General features: G+C 39.7%; 18 protein-coding genes. 16 read left to right on the top strand and 2 right to left on the bottom strand.

Going from position 1 to position 17,585, the window contains the following annotated elements:
- Positions 1-12 precede the first annotated feature (12 nt).
- The 12 genes from paaB to MHB48_RS10470 all read left to right on the top strand — a co-directional run bounded on the left by paaB (position 13) and on the right by MHB48_RS10470 (position 11,790).
- On the top strand, positions 13-360 hold the full coding sequence (gene paaB / locus MHB48_RS10525) for a 1,2-phenylacetyl-CoA epoxidase subunit PaaB (protein ID WP_340920955.1): 348 nt from the start codon (positions 13-15) through the stop codon (positions 358-360).
- Positions 357-1,169, top strand: a complete 813-nt coding sequence (paaC, locus tag MHB48_RS10520) for a 1,2-phenylacetyl-CoA epoxidase subunit PaaC (protein WP_342598049.1) — start codon at positions 357-359, stop codon at positions 1,167-1,169. Before paaB ends, paaC begins: the two co-directional genes overlap by 4 nt.
- 26 nt (positions 1,170-1,195) lie before the next feature.
- Positions 1,196-1,696: a 1,2-phenylacetyl-CoA epoxidase subunit PaaD gene (gene paaD, locus MHB48_RS10515; protein ID WP_342598048.1), complete on the top strand. Its 501-nt coding sequence runs from the start codon at positions 1,196-1,198 to the stop codon at positions 1,694-1,696.
- A gap of 17 nt (positions 1,697-1,713) precedes the next feature.
- Complete coding sequence (locus MHB48_RS10510) at positions 1,714-2,016, top strand: EthD family reductase (protein WP_340920948.1); 303 nt, start codon at positions 1,714-1,716, stop codon at positions 2,014-2,016.
- The gene (locus MHB48_RS10505; RefSeq protein ID WP_342598047.1) at positions 2,016-2,792 is read left to right on the top strand and encodes an enoyl-CoA hydratase-related protein; all 777 of its coding nucleotides are present in this window, start codon (positions 2,016-2,018) and stop codon (positions 2,790-2,792) included. The genes MHB48_RS10510 and MHB48_RS10505 overlap by 1 nt, the downstream gene beginning before the upstream one ends.
- Before the next feature lie 12 nt (positions 2,793-2,804).
- The gene (locus MHB48_RS10500; protein WP_342598046.1) at positions 2,805-3,578 is read left to right on the top strand and encodes an enoyl-CoA hydratase-related protein; all 774 of its coding nucleotides are present in this window, start codon (positions 2,805-2,807) and stop codon (positions 3,576-3,578) included.
- Positions 3,579-3,592: 14 nt separating this feature from the next.
- Complete coding sequence (locus MHB48_RS10495; protein ID WP_342598045.1) at positions 3,593-5,110, top strand: aldehyde dehydrogenase family protein; 1,518 nt, start codon at positions 3,593-3,595, stop codon at positions 5,108-5,110.
- Between the two features lie 76 nt (positions 5,111-5,186).
- Entirely contained in the window at positions 5,187-6,059 is an 873-nt protein-coding gene (locus tag MHB48_RS10490; RefSeq protein ID WP_342598044.1) for a 3-hydroxyacyl-CoA dehydrogenase, read from the top strand.
- Positions 6,056-7,270: an acetyl-CoA C-acyltransferase gene (locus MHB48_RS10485; protein ID WP_342598043.1), complete on the top strand. Its 1,215-nt coding sequence runs from the start codon at positions 6,056-6,058 to the stop codon at positions 7,268-7,270. The genes MHB48_RS10490 and MHB48_RS10485 overlap by 4 nt, the downstream gene beginning before the upstream one ends.
- Before the next feature lie 354 nt (positions 7,271-7,624).
- Entirely contained in the window at positions 7,625-8,401 is a 777-nt protein-coding gene (locus MHB48_RS10480) for an enoyl-CoA hydratase-related protein (protein WP_342598042.1), read from the top strand.
- Positions 8,402-8,494: 93 nt separating this feature from the next.
- Positions 8,495-9,373 carry a phenylacetic acid degradation operon negative regulatory protein PaaX gene (gene paaX, locus MHB48_RS10475; protein WP_342598041.1) on the top strand — a complete coding sequence of 293 codons (879 nt, stop codon included), beginning with the start codon at positions 8,495-8,497 and terminating at the stop codon, positions 9,371-9,373.
- Positions 9,374-9,804: 431 nt separating this feature from the next.
- Positions 9,805-11,790: an acyltransferase family protein gene (locus tag MHB48_RS10470; protein ID WP_342598040.1), complete on the top strand. Its 1,986-nt coding sequence runs from the start codon at positions 9,805-9,807 to the stop codon at positions 11,788-11,790.
- Positions 11,791-12,006: 216 nt separating this feature from the next.
- Here MHB48_RS10470 and MHB48_RS10465 read toward each other — a convergent pair whose 3' ends face one another.
- A complete protein-coding gene (locus MHB48_RS10465) occupies positions 12,007-12,534 on the bottom strand; it encodes a gamma carbonic anhydrase family protein (protein WP_342598039.1) in 528 nt (175 codons plus the stop codon).
- A gap of 84 nt (positions 12,535-12,618) precedes the next feature.
- Here MHB48_RS10465 and MHB48_RS10460 point away from each other — a divergent pair, with 84 nt between their 5' ends.
- The gene (locus MHB48_RS10460) at positions 12,619-13,584 is read left to right on the top strand and encodes a DUF561 domain-containing protein (RefSeq protein WP_342598038.1); all 966 of its coding nucleotides are present in this window, start codon (positions 12,619-12,621) and stop codon (positions 13,582-13,584) included.
- A 344-nt stretch (positions 13,585-13,928) separates the two neighbouring features.
- On the opposite strand, the gene MHB48_RS10455 is transcribed toward MHB48_RS10460, so the two are convergent.
- Positions 13,929-14,561, bottom strand: coding sequence for a GntR family transcriptional regulator (locus MHB48_RS10455; RefSeq protein ID WP_342598037.1), 633 nt, complete (start codon positions 14,559-14,561; stop codon positions 13,929-13,931).
- 356 nt (positions 14,562-14,917) lie between these two features.
- Here MHB48_RS10455 and MHB48_RS10450 point away from each other — a divergent pair, with 356 nt between their 5' ends.
- The 3 genes from MHB48_RS10450 to pdhA are packed head-to-tail and all read left to right on the top strand — an operon-like array spanning position 14,918 to position 17,573.
- A complete protein-coding gene (locus MHB48_RS10450; protein WP_342598036.1) occupies positions 14,918-15,328 on the top strand; it encodes a thioesterase in 411 nt (136 codons plus the stop codon).
- Positions 15,329-15,356: 28 nt separating this feature from the next.
- Positions 15,357-16,502 (top strand): Glu/Leu/Phe/Val dehydrogenase, encoded by a 1,146-nt coding sequence (locus MHB48_RS10445; RefSeq protein ID WP_342598035.1) that lies wholly within the window; start codon positions 15,357-15,359, stop codon positions 16,500-16,502.
- 15 nt (positions 16,503-16,517) lie between these two features.
- The gene (gene pdhA / locus MHB48_RS10440; protein ID WP_342598034.1) at positions 16,518-17,573 is read left to right on the top strand and encodes a pyruvate dehydrogenase (acetyl-transferring) E1 component subunit alpha; all 1,056 of its coding nucleotides are present in this window, start codon (positions 16,518-16,520) and stop codon (positions 17,571-17,573) included.
- Positions 17,574-17,585 lie beyond the last annotated feature (12 nt).

Below are 17,585 nucleotides of genomic sequence, written 5' to 3'. Positions count from 1 at the left end.
GGAGTAAGGATAATGGCTGAAAACAAAACATTTTATCAAGAATATGAAATTTTTAGCAAGCGAACGCCAAGCTCTGCATTCCAACACCAGTTCAGCTTATTAGCTCCAAATGAAGATATGGCCTTAATTTTAGCGCAGGAAAATTTCATGCGTCGCGAACCGGTTGCTGATATTTGGATTGTGAATCGAAAGAATATTCGAAAGATGGATGTCGAAGAGAAAATGACACTTGGCAGACTGGACAACAAAGACTACCGAACGACAAAAGGCTACGGTTACTTAAAGAAAAAATGGCGTCAATACGAGCAGCAAATTTTGGATGAAAAAGAGATTCTGTCATGGGGAGGAGAACGCAAATGAGCGAAAAAGATACGGTCATGAGTCCAGAGTATAAGGAAGCACTAACTAGCTTGTTACTCCAATTGGCGGATGATGATTTTTTATACGCCTACCGAGGATCTGAATGGCTCGGGCTTGCTCCTCATATTGAGGAAGACGTTGCTTCTTCTTCCATTAGCCAAGACAGCATGGGGCACGCAGCTATGTATTACAAACTCCTAGAAGATTTAGGGGTGGGAAGTGCAGATGACCTTGCGCATTTGCGTCTGGCTAAAGACAGAAAAAATAGCATATTGACGGAGCGAGTAAACGGTGAAGGCTATTATATGGAGACACCCGAATATGATTGGGCTTATCAAGTTGTAAGAAGTTACTTTTACACACAGGCGAAAAAAGTAAAAATGGATTCGTTATGTGAAAGCTCGTATAGCCCTATTGCAGAAACGGCAGTAAAAGTAAGAATGGAACTTTATTATCATAGGTTGCACTGGGAAATATGGTTTAAACAATTATTAAGCTCTACGGATGTAGCGAAAAAGAAAATGCATGATGCAATCAAGCTCGTGATGACTGATTTTGGTGATGTATTCTCTTATGGCAAAGAAAAACAAATAATTGAGAATAGTAGATTAATAGAAAGTGAAGAAATATTGAAAGAAAAATGGAAAGCAAGTCTTAAGCCATTGTTTGTTGCTCTTCAAATGGAAGTACCGGAGATTCCAGATCAACCTACAAAAAACGGCAGAAACGGCGATCATACAAAAGACTTGGATGATGCATTACTCACACTTTCCGAAGTTTACAAGCTTGATCCAGTAGCAGGCTGGTAATCCGAAACCGAAATGAGGGGACCTAAATGACTGCATCTATAGAAGTATCTACCGATCGTGTATGGGAAGTACTTAAACATGTAAATGACCCTGAAATTGATTCCATCAGCATTATCGACCTTGGTATGGTTGGAGAAGTTACTACACAAGGAAATAACGTAAAAGTTGTTTTACTTCCTACTTTTTTAGGGTGTCCAGCTCTCGAAATTATCAAATCGAATACGATCAATGCTGTAAAAGAACTACCGGAAGTAAAAGATGTCGAAGTCGAATTCGTCTTTCATCCACCTTGGACATCAGACCGAATAACGGAACAAGGACATGTGAATCTACGCAAGTTTGGAATAGCACCTCCACCCCGTCATTTTGAAGGGGACGGCTCTTGGCATGTGGATTGTGCCTATTGCGGATCTACCTTTGTATCAATGGAAAATATTTTTGGACCGACAGCGTGCAGAAGTATTTTGTACTGCAAGAGTTGTAAAAATGTCTTCGAAGCAATGAAACCTGTTTCAACATTAATGTAAAAGTGAGGAGAAGAGAAATGGCTAAATTAATCGCATTATACAAACACCCTGAAAATAAAGAGGCTTTTGATCACCATTATTTCAACGTGCATGCACCACTTACAGCAAAAATTCCGGGACTTCGAGAAATGAAAGTGACCAAAGTGACTGGATCTCCGATGGGTGGAGAGGGAAAATACTATCTCACGTGTGAGATGCATTATGACAATTTAGAAGCATTGCAGGAAGGCTTACGTTCACCTGAAGGGAGAGCTTCTGGCAAGGATTTAATGGGATTTGCAGGTGATCTTGTGACATTAATGATCGGTGAGGAAGCATAATGAACAGTTTCGAATTCATTGAAACTTTCCTAACTGGAAATGTTGCAGTTATTGAACTGAATCGTCCTCGCCAGTTAAATTCATTGAATCGAAAAATGGTCAGTGAAATCGTCGTTGCGATGGAAGGATTTGACCGAGATGAAAACGTCCGAGTGATTGTACTTGCCGGTAAAGGACGTGCATTTTCAGCAGGCGCTGATATTGATGAAATGATGAATGATCATCCAATTAGCTTAGAAGTGCTGAATCAATTTGCTGATTGGGACCGTTTTGCACTCATGAAAAAACCGATAATCGGTGCAGTAAATGGGTTTGTTTTTGGAGGGGGCTTCGAGCTTGCTTTAAGCTGTGATTTATTAATCGCTGCAAGCGGTACGGAGTTTTCATTTCCAGAAGTTGGCCTTGGTGTCATGCCAGGTGCAGGAGGAACACAACGGCTGACGAAACTTGTTGGTCGTACGAAAGCTCTCGAATGGCTTTGGACAGGTGAGCGAATTTCTGCGGAAACGGCTCTTAAACACGGAATCATCAACAAAATCGTTGCGCCTGAATTAGTAATGGAGGAAACGATGAAATATGCAGAGCGTCTTGCAAAACAGCCTCCTCTATCCTTGCGCCTCATTAAGGATTCGGTTAACAAAGCAGTAGATTATCCTTTATATGAAGGAATGCAATATGAACGAAAAAACTTTTACCTACTTTTCGCTTCCCAAGATCAGAAAGAAGGCATGAATGCATTTGTTGAAAAAAGAAAACCGAATTATCAAGGAAAGTAGGGAGGTAATTACATGTTTGAAACGATTCGATATCACGTCAAAGATGGCATTGCTTGGCTGTATTTAAATAGACCTGATAAATTAAATGCATTTATCGCACAAATGAACCGGGAAGTGAAAGAGGCAATTAAAGCAGCAACTTTTGATGACCAAGTTCGTTGCATTGTCATTACAGGTGAAGGAAGGGCATTTTGTTCCGGACAGGATTTAGCAGAAGTGGATGAAAATATGGATCTAGGTCAAGTATTAAGAGATCACTATGGACCGATGATTAAGCAAATTAGACTATGTGAAAAACCCATTGTCGCAGCGGTAAATGGGGTAGCTGCCGGAGCAGGATTCAGCTTAGCGCTTGCTTGTGACTTCAGACTTGTTTCGGAACGTGCCAGTTTTTTGAATGCTTTCATCCATGTCGGCCTCATTCCGGATTCAGGTAATCTTTATTATTTGACTCAGTTAGTTGGTCAGTCTAAAGCTGTGGAGCTATCTATTCTTGGGGAAAAAGTACCGGCTACAGATGCAGTAGAAATGGGTCTAGCGAACCGACTCATTTCATTGGATACATGGGAACAAGATGTTACCGCTTTTGCAGAACGTCTTGCTACTTTGCCAACAAAAGCTATAGGGTTAACCAAACGCTCGTTGAAGGCAATTACAGATCTTTCTTTCGAAGATTATCTGGAACATGAAGCACAAGGTCAGCGAATTGCAAGTTTAACAAATGATCACCGCGAGGGTGTCCTTGCATTTATGGAAAAAAGAAAACCTGTTTTTTCAGGACAATAGGGAGAGTAGAGCACATGACAATAATTGGGGAAAATGAAATCGAGCAAGAAGCGATGAAACGTGACTTTTACCATTTAATTATTAATGGAGAAAAAGTAAAAAGCAGCACAGGGGAAACAATTAAAACATACAATCCAGCAACAGGTGAACTTGTAGCAGAAGTGGCTAAAGCGTCAAAAGAAGATGCTGAAAATGCTGTTTCCGCAGCTCGATATGCATTTGATAACGGTAAATGGAAATTGTATCCGGTTGGTCGCCGTGCACAGGTCTTGAACAAAATTGCTGCAATCATGCGCGCTCGTTTTAAAGAACTTGTTGAATTGGAAATTCTCGATACAGGTAAATCTCTTCATGCAGCACAAGGTCAAGTTTCACAAGCAATTGAAGACTTTGAGTTTTATGCTGGAGCAATTGTTGGACATAGAGGAACAGTAAACAATGTCCCAGGTCAATTTCACAACTATACAGAGAAAGAGCCAGTAGGGGTTTGCGCGCAAATCATTCCGTGGAACTACCCACTCATGATGGCTTCTTGGAAAGTGGCACCTGCTATTGCGGTTGGTTGTTCGGTCATTGTGAAACCGGCATCACTTACTCCCTTAACTGCTATTATTCTAGGGGAAATTTGCTTGGAAGCAGGTGTTCCTGCTGGCGTGGTAAATGTTATTCCTGGTTCAGGTGCTGAAATAGGAAATTTATTAGTGGAGCATCCGCTAGTTGATAAAGTAGCTTTTACTGGTTCTACTCCAATCGGGAAAGACATCATGGGCAAAGCATCTCAAACGTTAAAGCGTGTCACGCTGGAGCTAGGTGGAAAATCTCCTAGTATTGTATTTGAAGATGCAGATATTGACGCAGCAGTAGATGGTTCTTTGTTTGGTATTTTCTATAACTCAGGTCAATCATGTGAAGCTCGGTCTCGATTATACATTCATGAAGACATTTATGATGAATTCATGAGCAAGTTTGTAGAAAAAACGAAAAAACTACAGCTAGGAAATCCATTCGATAAAGGAACACATGTCGGTGCAATTATCGACCAAGGTCAACTAGATACAATCGATGGGTATGTCGAATCTGCTCGCAAAGAAGGAGCAGAAATTCTTGTTGGTGGTAATGTTGCGAAACCAGAAGGATACGAAAATGGTTTCTGGTATGAGCCTACTATTATTGCAAACGTTCATCACGATATGACAGTTGTGAAAGAAGAAATTTTTGGCCCAGTTGTCGTTGTGATGAAATTTAAAGATGAAAAAGAAGCAATCCGAGTTGCGAACGATACAGAGTTCGGATTAGGTTCCGCTGTTTGGTCAAAAGACGGAGCACGTGCTACACGCGTTGCAAATCAGATCCAAGCAGGAATTGTCATGGTCAACTGTCCATTTTCAGCATTTCCAGGAACACCGTTTGGTGGGTATAAGCAATCCGGATTCGGACGAGAGCTATGCATCGAAACACTTGACCTCTATTCCGAAACGAAAAGCATTTTATCATACTATGGCAGTCGCCCGATAAATCCGTTCGGACTGTAAAAATAAAGCGGGATTACGGACAGGGATCTTAAAAACCCTGTCCGTCTTCATTCATTACCAAAGGAGGAGTAGAACGATGATAAACCGAATTGTTATCGTAGGTTCAGGTGTAATGGGAAGAGGGATTGCTTATGTAGGGGCAGTTGGGGGATATGTAGTGACAGTTGTCGACAATAATTATTCTACATTACAGAATGCGAAGGAAGAAATTGATCAAATTTTTGAAAAGAGTCTTGTCCGTGGGAAGATTTCATCTGATCAAGCTGAACAAGCACGTAGGAATTTAAGTTATGAAAGCGACCTTGCAAAAGCTGCAGGTATAGCTGACTTAATTATTGAGGCAGTACCTGAAAAGACTGCGATTAAAAAGATGGTGTTTGAAACGATGGAAGAGCATGCTCCTTCTCATTGTTATTTTGCAACCAATACATCAACGATGAGCCCAACAGAAATTGCTTCGTTCGCAAAACGTCCAGAAAAAACAATTGCGATGCACTTTTTTAATCCTGTACATAAAATGCCGCTTGTCGAAATTGTTCGGGGATTAGAAACGAGCAATGAAACGGCAGAAACGATTAGAGAAGTTGCTATCAAGATGGGAAAAGAAACGGTTGTCATTAATGAATTTCCAGGATTCGTCACGAGCCGAATTAGCGCACTTGTTGGCAACGAAGCTTTCTACATGCTCCAAGAAGGTTTAGGCACACCAGAAGAAATTGATAAAGCGATAAAGCTAGGATTAAATTACCCAATGGGTCCGTTTGAACTGGTAGATCTCGTCGGCCTTGATACACGTTTAAATAACTTGAACTATTTACACGAAAAGCTTGGAGAGAAGTATCGCCCGGCACCTCTACTGGAGCAATATGTTAAAGCGGGGCGCCTTGGACGAAAGAGCGGTAAAGGGATATATGACTATACAAAAGAGGAAGAGCTGGTGACAGAATGAGAGAAGTGGTCATTGTAGATGCTGTCCGTACACCTATTGGGAGATACAATGGTGCATTAAAAGACGTGCGCCCGGATGATTTGGGAGCTATCGTTATTAAAGCACTCGTTGATCGAAATCCAAACCTTCCCATAGAGAAAATAGAAGAAGTTGTATTTGGAAATGCAAATCAAGCGGGGGAAGATAATCGTAACGTTGCGCGAATGTCCGGCTTGTTAGCGGGTCTACCTGTTGAAGTGAGCGGTACGACTATTAATCGTCTTTGTGGTTCGGGTTTGGACGCTATTATGTATGCTGCTAGAGCAATTGCAGTGGGCGAGGGGGATATTTACATCGCAGGTGGCACAGAAAGCATGACGCGAGCTCCGTTTGTCATGGCAAAGCCAGATAAAGAATTTCCACGAGGTAATATGGAACTGCAGGACACTACAATCGGCTGGCGCTTTACAAATAAAAAGCTGAAAGAAATGTACGGAGTAGATACGATGCCGCAAACAGCCGAAAACGTTGCGCAGCGGTGCCGTATACCACGTGAAGACCAGGATTTATTTGCATTTGAAAGCCAGCAACGTGCAAAAAAAGCAATGGAAGAAAACCGTTTTGCGGAAGAAACTGTTCCGGTTGTTTATAAGGACCATAGAGGCAATGAAAAGATTGTAGATCGAGATGAACATCCGCGTCCAGATACAACACTTGAGAAACTGGGGAAGCTACAACCTATATTTGCAGGTGGGACCGTAACAGCTGGCAATGCTTCGGGCGTCAATGATGGTGCAGCTGCTTTACTTCTAATGAGTGCTGAAAAAGCGAAGGAACTGAATCTAAAGCCATTAGCGAAATATGTTATCGGCGCAACTGCGGGACTAGAACCGGCTGTTATGGGTCTAGGTCCTATTTTTGCTTCACAAAAAGCATTAAAACGTGCAGGACTGACTTCAAATGATCTTGGACTCGTTGAATTGAATGAAGCTTTTGCATCACAATCATTGGAATGCATTCGTCAGTTAGATCTTGACCCTGATCTCGTAAACGTCAATGGTGGAGCAATAGCGCTTGGACATCCTTTAGGTGCGAGTGGTGCCCGAATCGTTACGACACTTTTATATGAAATGAAGAAAAGAAACGTTCAATTTGGCTTGGCAACCATGTGTATCGGGGTAGGTCAAGGAATTGCAGCAATTTTTGAAAATATAGAATATGTAGTTGAATAAGGCTGTCTTTTGATTGGTGCAGTTTTTTAATTAAAAGCTATGTTAAAAGTTAGAGTTGTTACGTGCCGAAAATCCGCTCGCTTTCCGTGGAGGAACTGCCAAGCCTCCTCGGGGTAAGAGGAGGTTGGTCACGAATCCGTTGAGGCCCACAGGATGTGGGTCATGCAATCGTTGCCGCAGGACGCGGCGAACTTAGATTGCCTTCCATTGGATGTGGCGAACTTAGGATTTGTTCCTATAAGCCCGCTCTGCGGTCTTGGCAGCCCGTTTTTCCACAGGAGTCTCGCGGATTTTGATCACAAAAAGAAATCAACAGTTTAATTTATCAGTGCCATTTCAAAAGGAGATGTTATAGTGAAGACCATTTTACTAAAAAAAGAAGACGGGATTGCTTACGTGACTATTAATCGTGAAGAAGCATTGAACTGTTTTAACTACGAAACATTGCATCAGCTTCAAGAAGTGGTAGATGCGATTTCACTTGATCCGGAATTGAAAGCGGTTATTTTTACAGGTGCAGGTGATAAATCATTTAGTGCAGGAGCTGATTTGAAAGAAAGGAAAGCATTGAATGAAACAGAAGTTCGGAGGAATGTGAAAGCGATTAGGGATGTGTTCAACAGCATTGCAAATCTACCACAGCCGACGATTGCTGCAGTGAATGGCTATGCATTTGGTGGAGGCTTTGAATTAATGATTGCGTGTGATTTTTCCATTGCAGCTGAAGGGGTGAAAATGGGCTTAACAGAAACGAGCTGGGCTATTATCCCTGGAGCTGGAGGAACACAACGACTTCCTAGACTAGTTGGAGAAATGAAAGCAAAAGAGCTTATTTTTACTGCAAGGAAATTCACAGCGGAAGAAGGAGTTCAACTTGGGGTCGTGTTGAAAGTCGTACAAAAAGAAAATCTTCTTGCGGCATGTGAACAATTGGCCAATGAAATGATGGCAAATGGTCCAGTGGCGATTAAACAAGCAAAATATGCAATCACCCAAGGAATGAATACGGACTTGCAGACGGGTCTCGCAATCGAATCCAAGGCATATGAATTAACAATTCCAACCGTGGATCGAGTAGAAGCGCTTCAAGCATTCGGTGAGAAAAGAAAACCGATCTTCTTAGGAAAATAAGAAGTCAAAGTTAATTCCTATAACAAATTAATGAAAGAAGGATAGAAACGTGTTATATTGGTAATTAGGGGAAAAAAGAAAGAGTGAGTTTATATGTCGAATACACAATCTATGATATTTACCATATACGGTGATTACATCCGCCATTACGGCAACAAAATATGGATTGGTAGTTTGATCCGATTATTGAAAGAATTTGGCCACCATGAACAGTCGGTTCGGGTATCCATTTCAAGGATGATGAAACAAGGTTGGCTCGATTCCGAGAAGAAAGGTAATAAGAGCTATTACTTTCTGACGACACGTGGTGAAGCTCGGATGGAAGAAGCTGCAATTCGGATATTTAAATTGAAGCCGAACGATTGGGACGGGAAATGGCGGATGCTTATGTATACGATTCCGGAAGAAAAAAGGCAAGTTCGGGATGAACTACGAAAAGAGCTATTATGGAGCGGATTCGGCAGTTCTTCAAATGGGTGCTGGATTTCACCGAACAATCTTGAAAAAGAAGTAGAATTTCTTATAAAAAAATATGACATTCAAACTTACGTTGATTTCTTCGTATCCGAGTATAAGGGACCGCAGACAAACAGAGCTCTTGTTGAAAAAAGCTGGCCGCTTCAAGAGATAGAAGGAAAATATAAAGAATTTATTTCGACTTATAGCAATCAATTTATTATCCATCAAAGCTTGATAAACGATGGTCAAATGACAGATGCAGAGTGTTTTGTGGAAAGGACAAACCTCGTTCATGAATATCGCAAGTTTCTTTTTATGGATCCTGGGCTACCGAAAGAACTGCTACCAGAAATATGGAGTGGGAACCATGCCGCTCTTTTATTCGAGCAATACTATAAATTGCTCGCACCATCAGCAAGCTGTTTTTTCGAGGACATATTCCAAGAAGATAATGATATGCGTAGAAAAGACAAAGGATATAATGCTGGTGATCATCCGCTTCTTAAAGACTAAGGCGAGGATTCTTCATATAAGCAACTTGTTCCGTTGAGTGATATTAAATTGAAAATAATATCGTTATCAAACTAAATTAAACATTTATATTAAAGTACAAATTAGCATTGCGTAAAGCAGTGCTTTTTTTATTTTTAGTAAAATAATCTTATGTAAAGGAAGGTAATTGATAATTTAGTGATAATTCAATAAGAAAAGAGAAGATTTTAATAATTTTATTACTTAAAATTAATAGTTTATTGACAGTGTGCAATGATTTTTTTATAGTTAATTATTGGACAGAATACTATTTTGTAAAAACTTATTATTTGAAGCTAATCTACTGTATAACTCCTATCCACATCCATGCTTATGGGAATTAAATTACTTAGAAAGCAACCAAGAGAAACAACGAGATAAATCTAAGTGATTTTTATATTGGAGATGATAGAATGTCAGATTTAAAAGGCCCAATCACGAGGTATAGGCCTGAAATTGAAGGTTTAAGAACTATCGCAACACTTTTAGTAGCAATTTATCATATTTGGTTAGGAAAAGTTTCCGGTGGGGTGGATGTCTTTTTCATCATATCAGGGTTCTTAATTACTACTTCCTTATTAATAAAAATGGAAAAATTAGGAAGTATAAACCTTGTAGAGTATTTCTTAGGATTGGCTAGAAGATTATTACCACTTGCCTTTACTGTCATTTTGATTACATCTTTATTATCTATTCTGTTTATACCTCAAGTGCAGTGGAAGCAAATCATTTCTGAAATTTTTTCTTCTACCTTTTACTTCGAGAATTGGCAGTTGTCAATCAACTCAATTGATTACCTAGCTAAACATAATGAAGCAAGTCCGTTTCAGCATTACTGGTCTAATTCTATACAAGGACAAATTTTTGTTATATGGCCCTTCATTGTTTTACTAGCATATTTCATTTCGCGAAAGTTTCTAAAAATGAATTTCCGAAAGACTCTATTGGCTGTCTTAGTCACCATTTTTACTGTTTCTATTAGCTATTCTGTATACATAACATCTGTCAATCAGCCTTGGGCGTATTTCGATACATTTGCTCGAATTTGGGAGTTCAGCTTAGGCGGAATTTTGGCATTATTGATCCCTTATTTATCATTCAAAAAGTCCGTAAGTTTTGTAATTGGATGGGTAGGATTAGCGATTATATGCTTTACTGGTATTATTTTACCTGTGTCTACTGTTTTTCCAGGGTATGCAGCGTTATTGCCAACTACTGGCGTGATGTTAGTGCTACTTGCTGCTGAGAATAGTAGCCGATTTGGAGTAGACAAGTTGTTAAGTTTAAAACCATTTATATTTTTCGGTAGTTTTTCTTATGGGTTTTATTTGTGGCACTGGCCACTACTGATTTTGTACTATGCTTACATGGGTACTGACAGCGTATCTCTTCAAGGTGGGATTGCTATTTTACTCATGACATTTGTTTTATCTATTCTCTCTACTAAAATCATCGAAACACCAGTGCGGAAAATTAATATTAAACAATCGAAAATCAAACTTACTACTGTTTTGTTAAGCTTCCTGCTTCCTGTGCTTATTGTCAGTATTTCTTGGGGAGTGTATATGGGTGAGACGAAAGATAATCCAAATGAAGAGTATAATATAGCGGAATATCCAGGAGCACGTTCTATTTCTGATCATATTGTACCTCCCACAGGTATAGAGCCAATTCCTTCGACCGCTCATGTGAAAGAGGACCTACCAGCATTCTATGGATATCCAGGTTGTGTCACTGAGAAAAGTACTGTAGTAACATGTTCTTTCGGAGAAACAGAGGATCCAGATTACACGATCGCGTTAGTTGGCGGTTCTCACTCAGGTCATTGGTTTCCAGCTCTAGAAGAAATGTCCAAAGAGCTGAAAATAAAGTTAGATGTATACAATCATGATGGTTGCCGTTTTACGGATGATGATTTTAACGGAGTAATGACAGACGCTTGCATGGAGTGGAATGAAAATTTAATAGACATATTAATATCGAATCCACCTGATTTAGTATTTACAACAGCAAATGTCAATTCAGGTGATACCATACCGGTTGGATACCTAAGTCAGTGGAAGAAGCTTGAAGGAATTACTGAAATATTGGCAGTTCGTGATAATCCAAGGATGTTAGGGGACATCCCTATGTGCGTGGACCAAGAAGAAAATCTTTATAATTGTTCCATGCCTAGAAATGAAGCCCTATCGGAAACTCCACCATGGGAGAACACGGATGGAATACCAAGTAATGTGACTTTTGCTGATTTATCGGAGTATTTCTGTGACGATGATACCTGCTACCCTGTTATTGGAAATGTAATTGTATATCGTGACAACAACCATATTACAACTGCATATTCCAAAACGCTGGCACCTGCACTTAAAATACATATCAAGGAAGCTTTAGAACACTGAAAAAAAACTAATTGGTGTAACTATAGCTTGATTCACTGTGAGTTGAAGTGTATTGGGATCCAATTTGAGTTTAGTTTGTATAAAATTTTTGCTAAGAATTATATTTTTATCCAGTAAGCTCATTAATATATAAATTATTATAGAACCCAATTCCATTGAGGAATTTGGGTTCTTTTTCTGAATTTTATCAAAGAAAATAGAGCAGGTTACCAGTTGTTATCTTTTATCATTGTTTTGAAAAATTTCACGATAATCGTAACCTTTTTGAACATACGTATCAATGGATAACTGGATAAGTTCCAGATCCTTGTCAGTTAGTTCCCTTACTACTTTACCCGGTGAACCGACGACAAGTGAACGAGGAGGGATTTTCTTTCCAGGTGGAATTAACGTGTTAGCACCGATAATACACTCTTCCCCAATTTCAGCATGATCTAGAATGGTTGAGCCCATTCCAATAATGGAGCGTTTCCCAACTTTACAACCATGCAGGATCACATTGTGACCAACCGTAACTTCATCTTCTATTACAACTGGAGCATCCTCAAATAAATGAATAGTCGAATTGTCTTGAATGCTACATCTTTTTCCAATCGTAATCGATCCCTCATCTCCACGCAGAACTGCATTAAACCAAATGGTGGATTCTTCTCCAACTTGGACCTCCCCAATAATTTTAGCACCGGGAGCAACAAATACTGATGGTTCCAGCTCGGGTGTTTTCCCTTTATAAGTAATAATCATTAATTTTTCCTCCGTTTTTAGACTATTCCTAATTGTCATTCTACTACTAATAGTATAACATATTTTAATAGGGGTGGATAAAAAATGATATATGTTTGTGAAAAGCTACAAATTAAATATCCAATTATTCAAGGTGGAATGGGCAATATTAGCAATGCACAGCTCACTGCGGCTGTATCAGAAGCTGGGGGTCTTGGCACAATAGGGTGCGGAACAATGACGCCTAATGAAGTAGAGAAGATAATAATTCAAACAAAAGAACTAACTGATAAACATTTTGCGATGAACATTGCAATTAGTGTATCACCTTTTGCGAATGAATTGATTGATCTTGTTATAAAGCATAACGTTTCCATTGTTTCGTTATCAGCAGGTAATCCTGCGCCATATATTCCTAAACTGCATGAACATGGTGTTACTGTTATAGCGCTTGTCGCATCAGTAAAGCATGCTCAGAAAGCGGAAGCAGCTGGAGCGGATATTCTAGTGGCAGAAGGATTTGAAGCTGCTGGCATTAATTCTACTCTGGAGCTGACGACATTCACACTAATACCACAAATTGTGAAACATGTAAAAGTCCCGGTAATAGCAGCGGGGGGAATTGGTGATGGCAAAGGGTTGGCAGCTGCACTAATGTTAGGCGCATGTGGTGTACAGATTGGTACCCGTTTAATTGCGACTAAAGAAGCACCATTCCATGACACATACAAACAAAATCTTGTCAGAGCAAGTGATACAGATACATTGCTTATAGGACGTAGCTTAGGCAAATTGAGGCGTATATTAAAGACACCCTATGCTGGGAGGTTAACTGATTTAGAGAAATCGGGAATGACAATAGAACAATACAATGAGATGACTTCAGAAAAACAACATGTTAAAGGTGCGATCGAAGGAGATATGGAAAATGGCTTTATCAATAGTGGGCAAATTTCAGGATTAATTGAAGACATACCGACTGTAAAAGATCTACTTGATAGTATGATGGAAGTAGCAGAAGATCAATTGAACAACTCTGTGAGGGAATTTAGAAAAATACAAAACAACTAATTTTTCTCAAAAAGGCTCCGTTAAATTCGTGGGCACTGAAAAACTCGGATTTAGCTCGGCGGCGTGAGACTCCTGTGGGAAAGCGAGACAGCCGGAGACCCCGCACGAAGCGCTAAAGAGGAAGGAAGGCTAAGGGCGCTTGCACCTCGTCCTGAGGCAACGCCTTCATGACCAACATCGTGTTGGCCCGAGGAGGCTCGGCGCTCGCCCACGGAAAGCGAACAGAGCCGTGCAAAATCCAATTAGCGGATATTTATTAGGAAGTTTATTAGAATACCACTTTTTCGGTGCCCTCTAAAAAAACGCCGACCTAATCCTAGGTGCGGCGTTGGTCTTGAGATAGATTAATTTCGCTCTTTAAATGCTTCAAGTGTAATTAGTTTGTGTTTACGTGCATATTCTTCGATTTCCGAACTATCTGCGTGGTCTTTCAAAAGTTTAATGAGCGTGTAGTGTTCCTCGATTGATTGTGGTGTACGCTTGGGATAGAAAGTGAAACCTGCCTGTCTAACAATATCTAACCGATTCCATGTTTCTTGAATATTTTTTTTTAGTAAATTGTTCGGACAATAAGAATAGATTTGGAAGTGAAATTCTCTATTTAAGGTTCCCAATTTTTCCAGTTCATAGTTTTCAAGCATCTCTTTCATTTCGTTATTAATGTTTTCCAATGTCTTTATTCCATTTGATGTAATATGCGGGGCACTAAGTGCCGTTGCATGACCTTCTAATAAAGCTAAAACATGCATCGTTTCCATGTAAAGTTCGTTATCAATACCTCGAACAATTGCTCCGACATTTGGTTTAAATTCAATTAGTTGATCGGACTCTAATTGATGGATGGCTTCTCTAACTGGTATATGACTAGAGCCGACCTCCTTTGCGATTTGATTAATTATTATCCTTTGGCCAGGGGAATAAGTACCGTCTACAATTCTTGTGCGAATCACTTTATAAGCATATTGGCGTTTATTCATATTATTTTTCATAGTAAGCAGATTGTATATCAATTAATATATGATTGCAATAACAGTTTTCTAAAATATCAGATTTTACTAAAAGGGGTATGGTTGCAAATGTTATTTTAATATAATTCAGATTATAATAAAAATTCAGATAAGTACTTGAAATCATATACTATATCATATATGATAATTGTAAATTAACGGTTATAATAAAAGATTTTCGTAGACTAATTGTAAGTGAATACTTACTAATATAGTTATAAATTAATCGTTTGTTTGTAAGCGCTTCCAAGTTAGCCTTTTATTCTTTATTCATTTTAGGCATTCAGTTGAGTTACTTAAAATATACATGAAGTAGGTGATACTTAATGAAACGTGGATTGAGCGTAGGTAGACAAGAAAAGATAGAGATAACTGTGACAGAGGATATGTTTGCATCATTTGAGGGAGTAGTCGTACATCCGGTCTATTCAACAGTTGCAATGACCTATCATATGGAATGGGTTTCTCGAAAAATCATTCTTCCATTTTTGGAAGACCATGAAGAAGGAATGGGTGCATCCGTGCAGCTGAAGCATCTTGCCGCAGCACCACTTGGATGTACTGTTATCTTAACTGCAATCTTAATAGAACTTCGCGACAACAGAGTTATAACAAAAGTCACCGCAGAAAATCACTTGGGGATTATCGGAATAGGTGAAGTGACACAAGTCATATTACCAAAGGAAAAAATTGCGATGAGACTGAAAGAAGCTTCATCCAAAAAAGAGATAATGTAAGGTAGAGCCGAAGGGGGAAAATCTTTATATGCTAGCTGAGAGAATGTCTATGACAAAGGAATTTGAACTATTTGAACAAATGAGTGAGCATGAACAAGTCGTTTTTTGTAATGACCCTTCAACAGGGTTACGTGCAATTATTGCCATCCATGATACAACGCTTGGACCAGCACTCGGTGGATGTCGTATGCAACCATATAGCAGTGTGGAAGAAGCGTTAGAGGATGTTCTTCGCCTTTCAAAAGGAATGACATATAAATGCGCCGCCGCTGATGTTGATTTCGGGGGTGGAAAAGCAGTTATAATCGGTGATCCTAAAACGGACAAATCGCCAGAATTATTTCGTGCATTCGGTCAATTTGTTAACTCACTAGGTGGCCGTTTTTATACAGGAACAGATATGGGAACGACGATGGATGATTTCATTCACGCAATGAAAGAAACGAACTTCATCAATGGTCTTCCAGAAGCTTATGGAGGTGGTGGGGATTCATCTATACCTACGGCTGCAGGAGTTCTGAATGGAATTAGAGCAACCAATCAGATGCTCTATGGTAATGATGCATTAGGTTCACGTGTTTATTCCATTCAAGGTCTCGGAAAGGTTGGATTTAAAGTTGCAGTTGGATTGCTGGAAGCGGGTGCTCATATTTACGTAACGGATATTAGTGAGGAAAGTTTGCGAGCAATCGAAGAAGTAGCAGTAAAAACATCAGGCACAGTTCAACGGGTAACAAAAGAAGCTATTTATTCGCAAAAAGCGGATATTTTCGTTCCGTGTGCATTTGGAGGGGTTATTAACGACACGACAATTCCTCTGTTTAAAGTTAAAGCAATCGTTGGTGCAGCTAACAATCAGTTATTAGATGCTAGGCACGGAAAGATATTGCAGGATAATGGAATTTTATATGCACCGGACTATATCGTGAATGCTGGTGGTCTCATTCAAGTGGCAGATGAATTATATGGCTTTAATGCGGAACGTGTACTTGCCAAAACGAAACATATATACGAAGCGGTTTTGGAAGTGTACAAAGAAGCAGTGAGTAGTGGAAAAACAACGGAGGAATCGGCGAATGCGATGTGTGAGAAAAGAATAGCAAATCGAGGGAAACGCAATAGTTTTTACTCAGTACCTCTGAAACCAAAGTGGTCCATTCGCAAACAATCCTGATAGGAGGCAAGTTAAATGGAACATCTCTATCCTTTAAAAAGAATCATAGACAATCAAGGCTTTCTTGTTGATGAGAGCTTGGAAAAACAGATAGATGAACAATTGGTTAAAGACCTTTATTACCACATGTTAAGAATACGTACATTTGATAGAAAAGCGATTAACTTGCAGCGACAAGGACGTTTAGGAACGTATGCACCTCTTGAAGGGCAGGAAGCAGCTCAAGTTGGTAGTTCACTTGCATTAAATCCTGCTGACTGGGTTTTTCCAACTTATCGCGATCATGGTGCGACCATAACATTCGGAAAAAGTATGATGCGAACATTTTTATACTGGAACGGCAGAGTGGAAGGTTGTGTAGCTCCTGGAAATAGGAATATTTTCCCTCCAGCTGTTCCAATTGCAACTCAACTCCCCCATGCCGCAGGAGCTGCCTGGGCTGAAAAGAAAAAAGGAACACAAAACATTGCCATTGCTTATTTCGGGGACGGTGCCACTTCAGAAGGGGATTTTCATGAAGGGTTGAATTTTGCGAGTGTATTGAAAGTGCCAGTCGTCTTCTTTAACCAAAATAATGGGTATGCGATTTCAGTTCCGATTGAAAAACAAATGAATTCTGCAACGATTGCACAAAAATCTGTTGCTTATGGTATTCCAGGGGTCCGGATCGATGGGAATGATTGTTTTGCCGTTTATTTTGAAACGAAAAATGCTTTTGAGCATGCAAGAAGTGGAAATGGCCCGACCTTAATAGAAGCAGTTACTTGGCGCAAGGGTGCCCATACGACTGCGGATGATCCCTCGAAATATCGTCCAGAAAAACAAGGGGAGGATATAGTTGATCCTCTTATACGATTAGAATTGTTTATGAAAAATTACGGCTACTGGAATGAAGATTGGATTCAAGCTACGAAAGAAAGAACAAGTAGTGAAGTAGAAGCGGCTGTGGAAGAAATGGAAAAGTTTCCACCGCCAAACGTAGAAGACGTTTTCGATCATGTATACGCTGAAATGCCAGCTCAACTTGCTGATCAAAAAGAAGCATACCTTGACTATTTGGGGAGGCAGTGATTAATGGCACAA

It is taken from the genome of Psychrobacillus sp. FSL H8-0483, assembly GCF_038637725.1.
GTDB lineage: Bacteria > Bacillota > Bacilli > Bacillales_A > Planococcaceae > Psychrobacillus.
The sequence above is the reverse complement of the archived record's forward strand: the minus strand, read 5'-3'. Positions and strand labels throughout refer to the sequence as shown.

Coding starts and splice junctions, on each gene's coding strand:
- MHB48_RS10470 (WP_342598040.1), top strand. CDS start 9,805: ATGTCAGATTTAAAAGGCCCAATCACGAGGTATAGGCCTGAAATTGAA.
- MHB48_RS10465 (WP_342598039.1), bottom strand. CDS start 12,534: ATGATTATTACTTATAAAGGGAAAACACCCGAGCTGGAACCATCAGTA.
- MHB48_RS10505 (WP_342598047.1), top strand. CDS start 2,016: ATGAACAGTTTCGAATTCATTGAAACTTTCCTAACTGGAAATGTTGCA.
- MHB48_RS10460 (WP_342598038.1), top strand. CDS start 12,619: ATGATATATGTTTGTGAAAAGCTACAAATTAAATATCCAATTATTCAA.
- paaC (WP_342598049.1), top strand. CDS start 357: ATGAGCGAAAAAGATACGGTCATGAGTCCAGAGTATAAGGAAGCACTA.
- MHB48_RS10490 (WP_342598044.1), top strand. CDS start 5,187: ATGATAAACCGAATTGTTATCGTAGGTTCAGGTGTAATGGGAAGAGGG.
- paaX (WP_342598041.1), top strand. CDS start 8,495: ATGTCGAATACACAATCTATGATATTTACCATATACGGTGATTACATC.
- MHB48_RS10495 (WP_342598045.1), top strand. CDS start 3,593: ATGACAATAATTGGGGAAAATGAAATCGAGCAAGAAGCGATGAAACGT.
- MHB48_RS10485 (WP_342598043.1), top strand. CDS start 6,056: ATGAGAGAAGTGGTCATTGTAGATGCTGTCCGTACACCTATTGGGAGA.
- MHB48_RS10445 (WP_342598035.1), top strand. CDS start 15,357: ATGCTAGCTGAGAGAATGTCTATGACAAAGGAATTTGAACTATTTGAA.
- MHB48_RS10500 (WP_342598046.1), top strand. CDS start 2,805: ATGTTTGAAACGATTCGATATCACGTCAAAGATGGCATTGCTTGGCTG.
- MHB48_RS10510 (WP_340920948.1), top strand. CDS start 1,714: ATGGCTAAATTAATCGCATTATACAAACACCCTGAAAATAAAGAGGCT.
- paaB (WP_340920955.1), top strand. CDS start 13: ATGGCTGAAAACAAAACATTTTATCAAGAATATGAAATTTTTAGCAAG.
- pdhA (WP_342598034.1), top strand. CDS start 16,518: ATGGAACATCTCTATCCTTTAAAAAGAATCATAGACAATCAAGGCTTT.
- MHB48_RS10455 (WP_342598037.1), bottom strand. CDS start 14,561: ATGAATAAACGCCAATATGCTTATAAAGTGATTCGCACAAGAATTGTA.
- MHB48_RS10450 (WP_342598036.1), top strand. CDS start 14,918: ATGAAACGTGGATTGAGCGTAGGTAGACAAGAAAAGATAGAGATAACT.
- paaD (WP_342598048.1), top strand. CDS start 1,196: ATGACTGCATCTATAGAAGTATCTACCGATCGTGTATGGGAAGTACTT.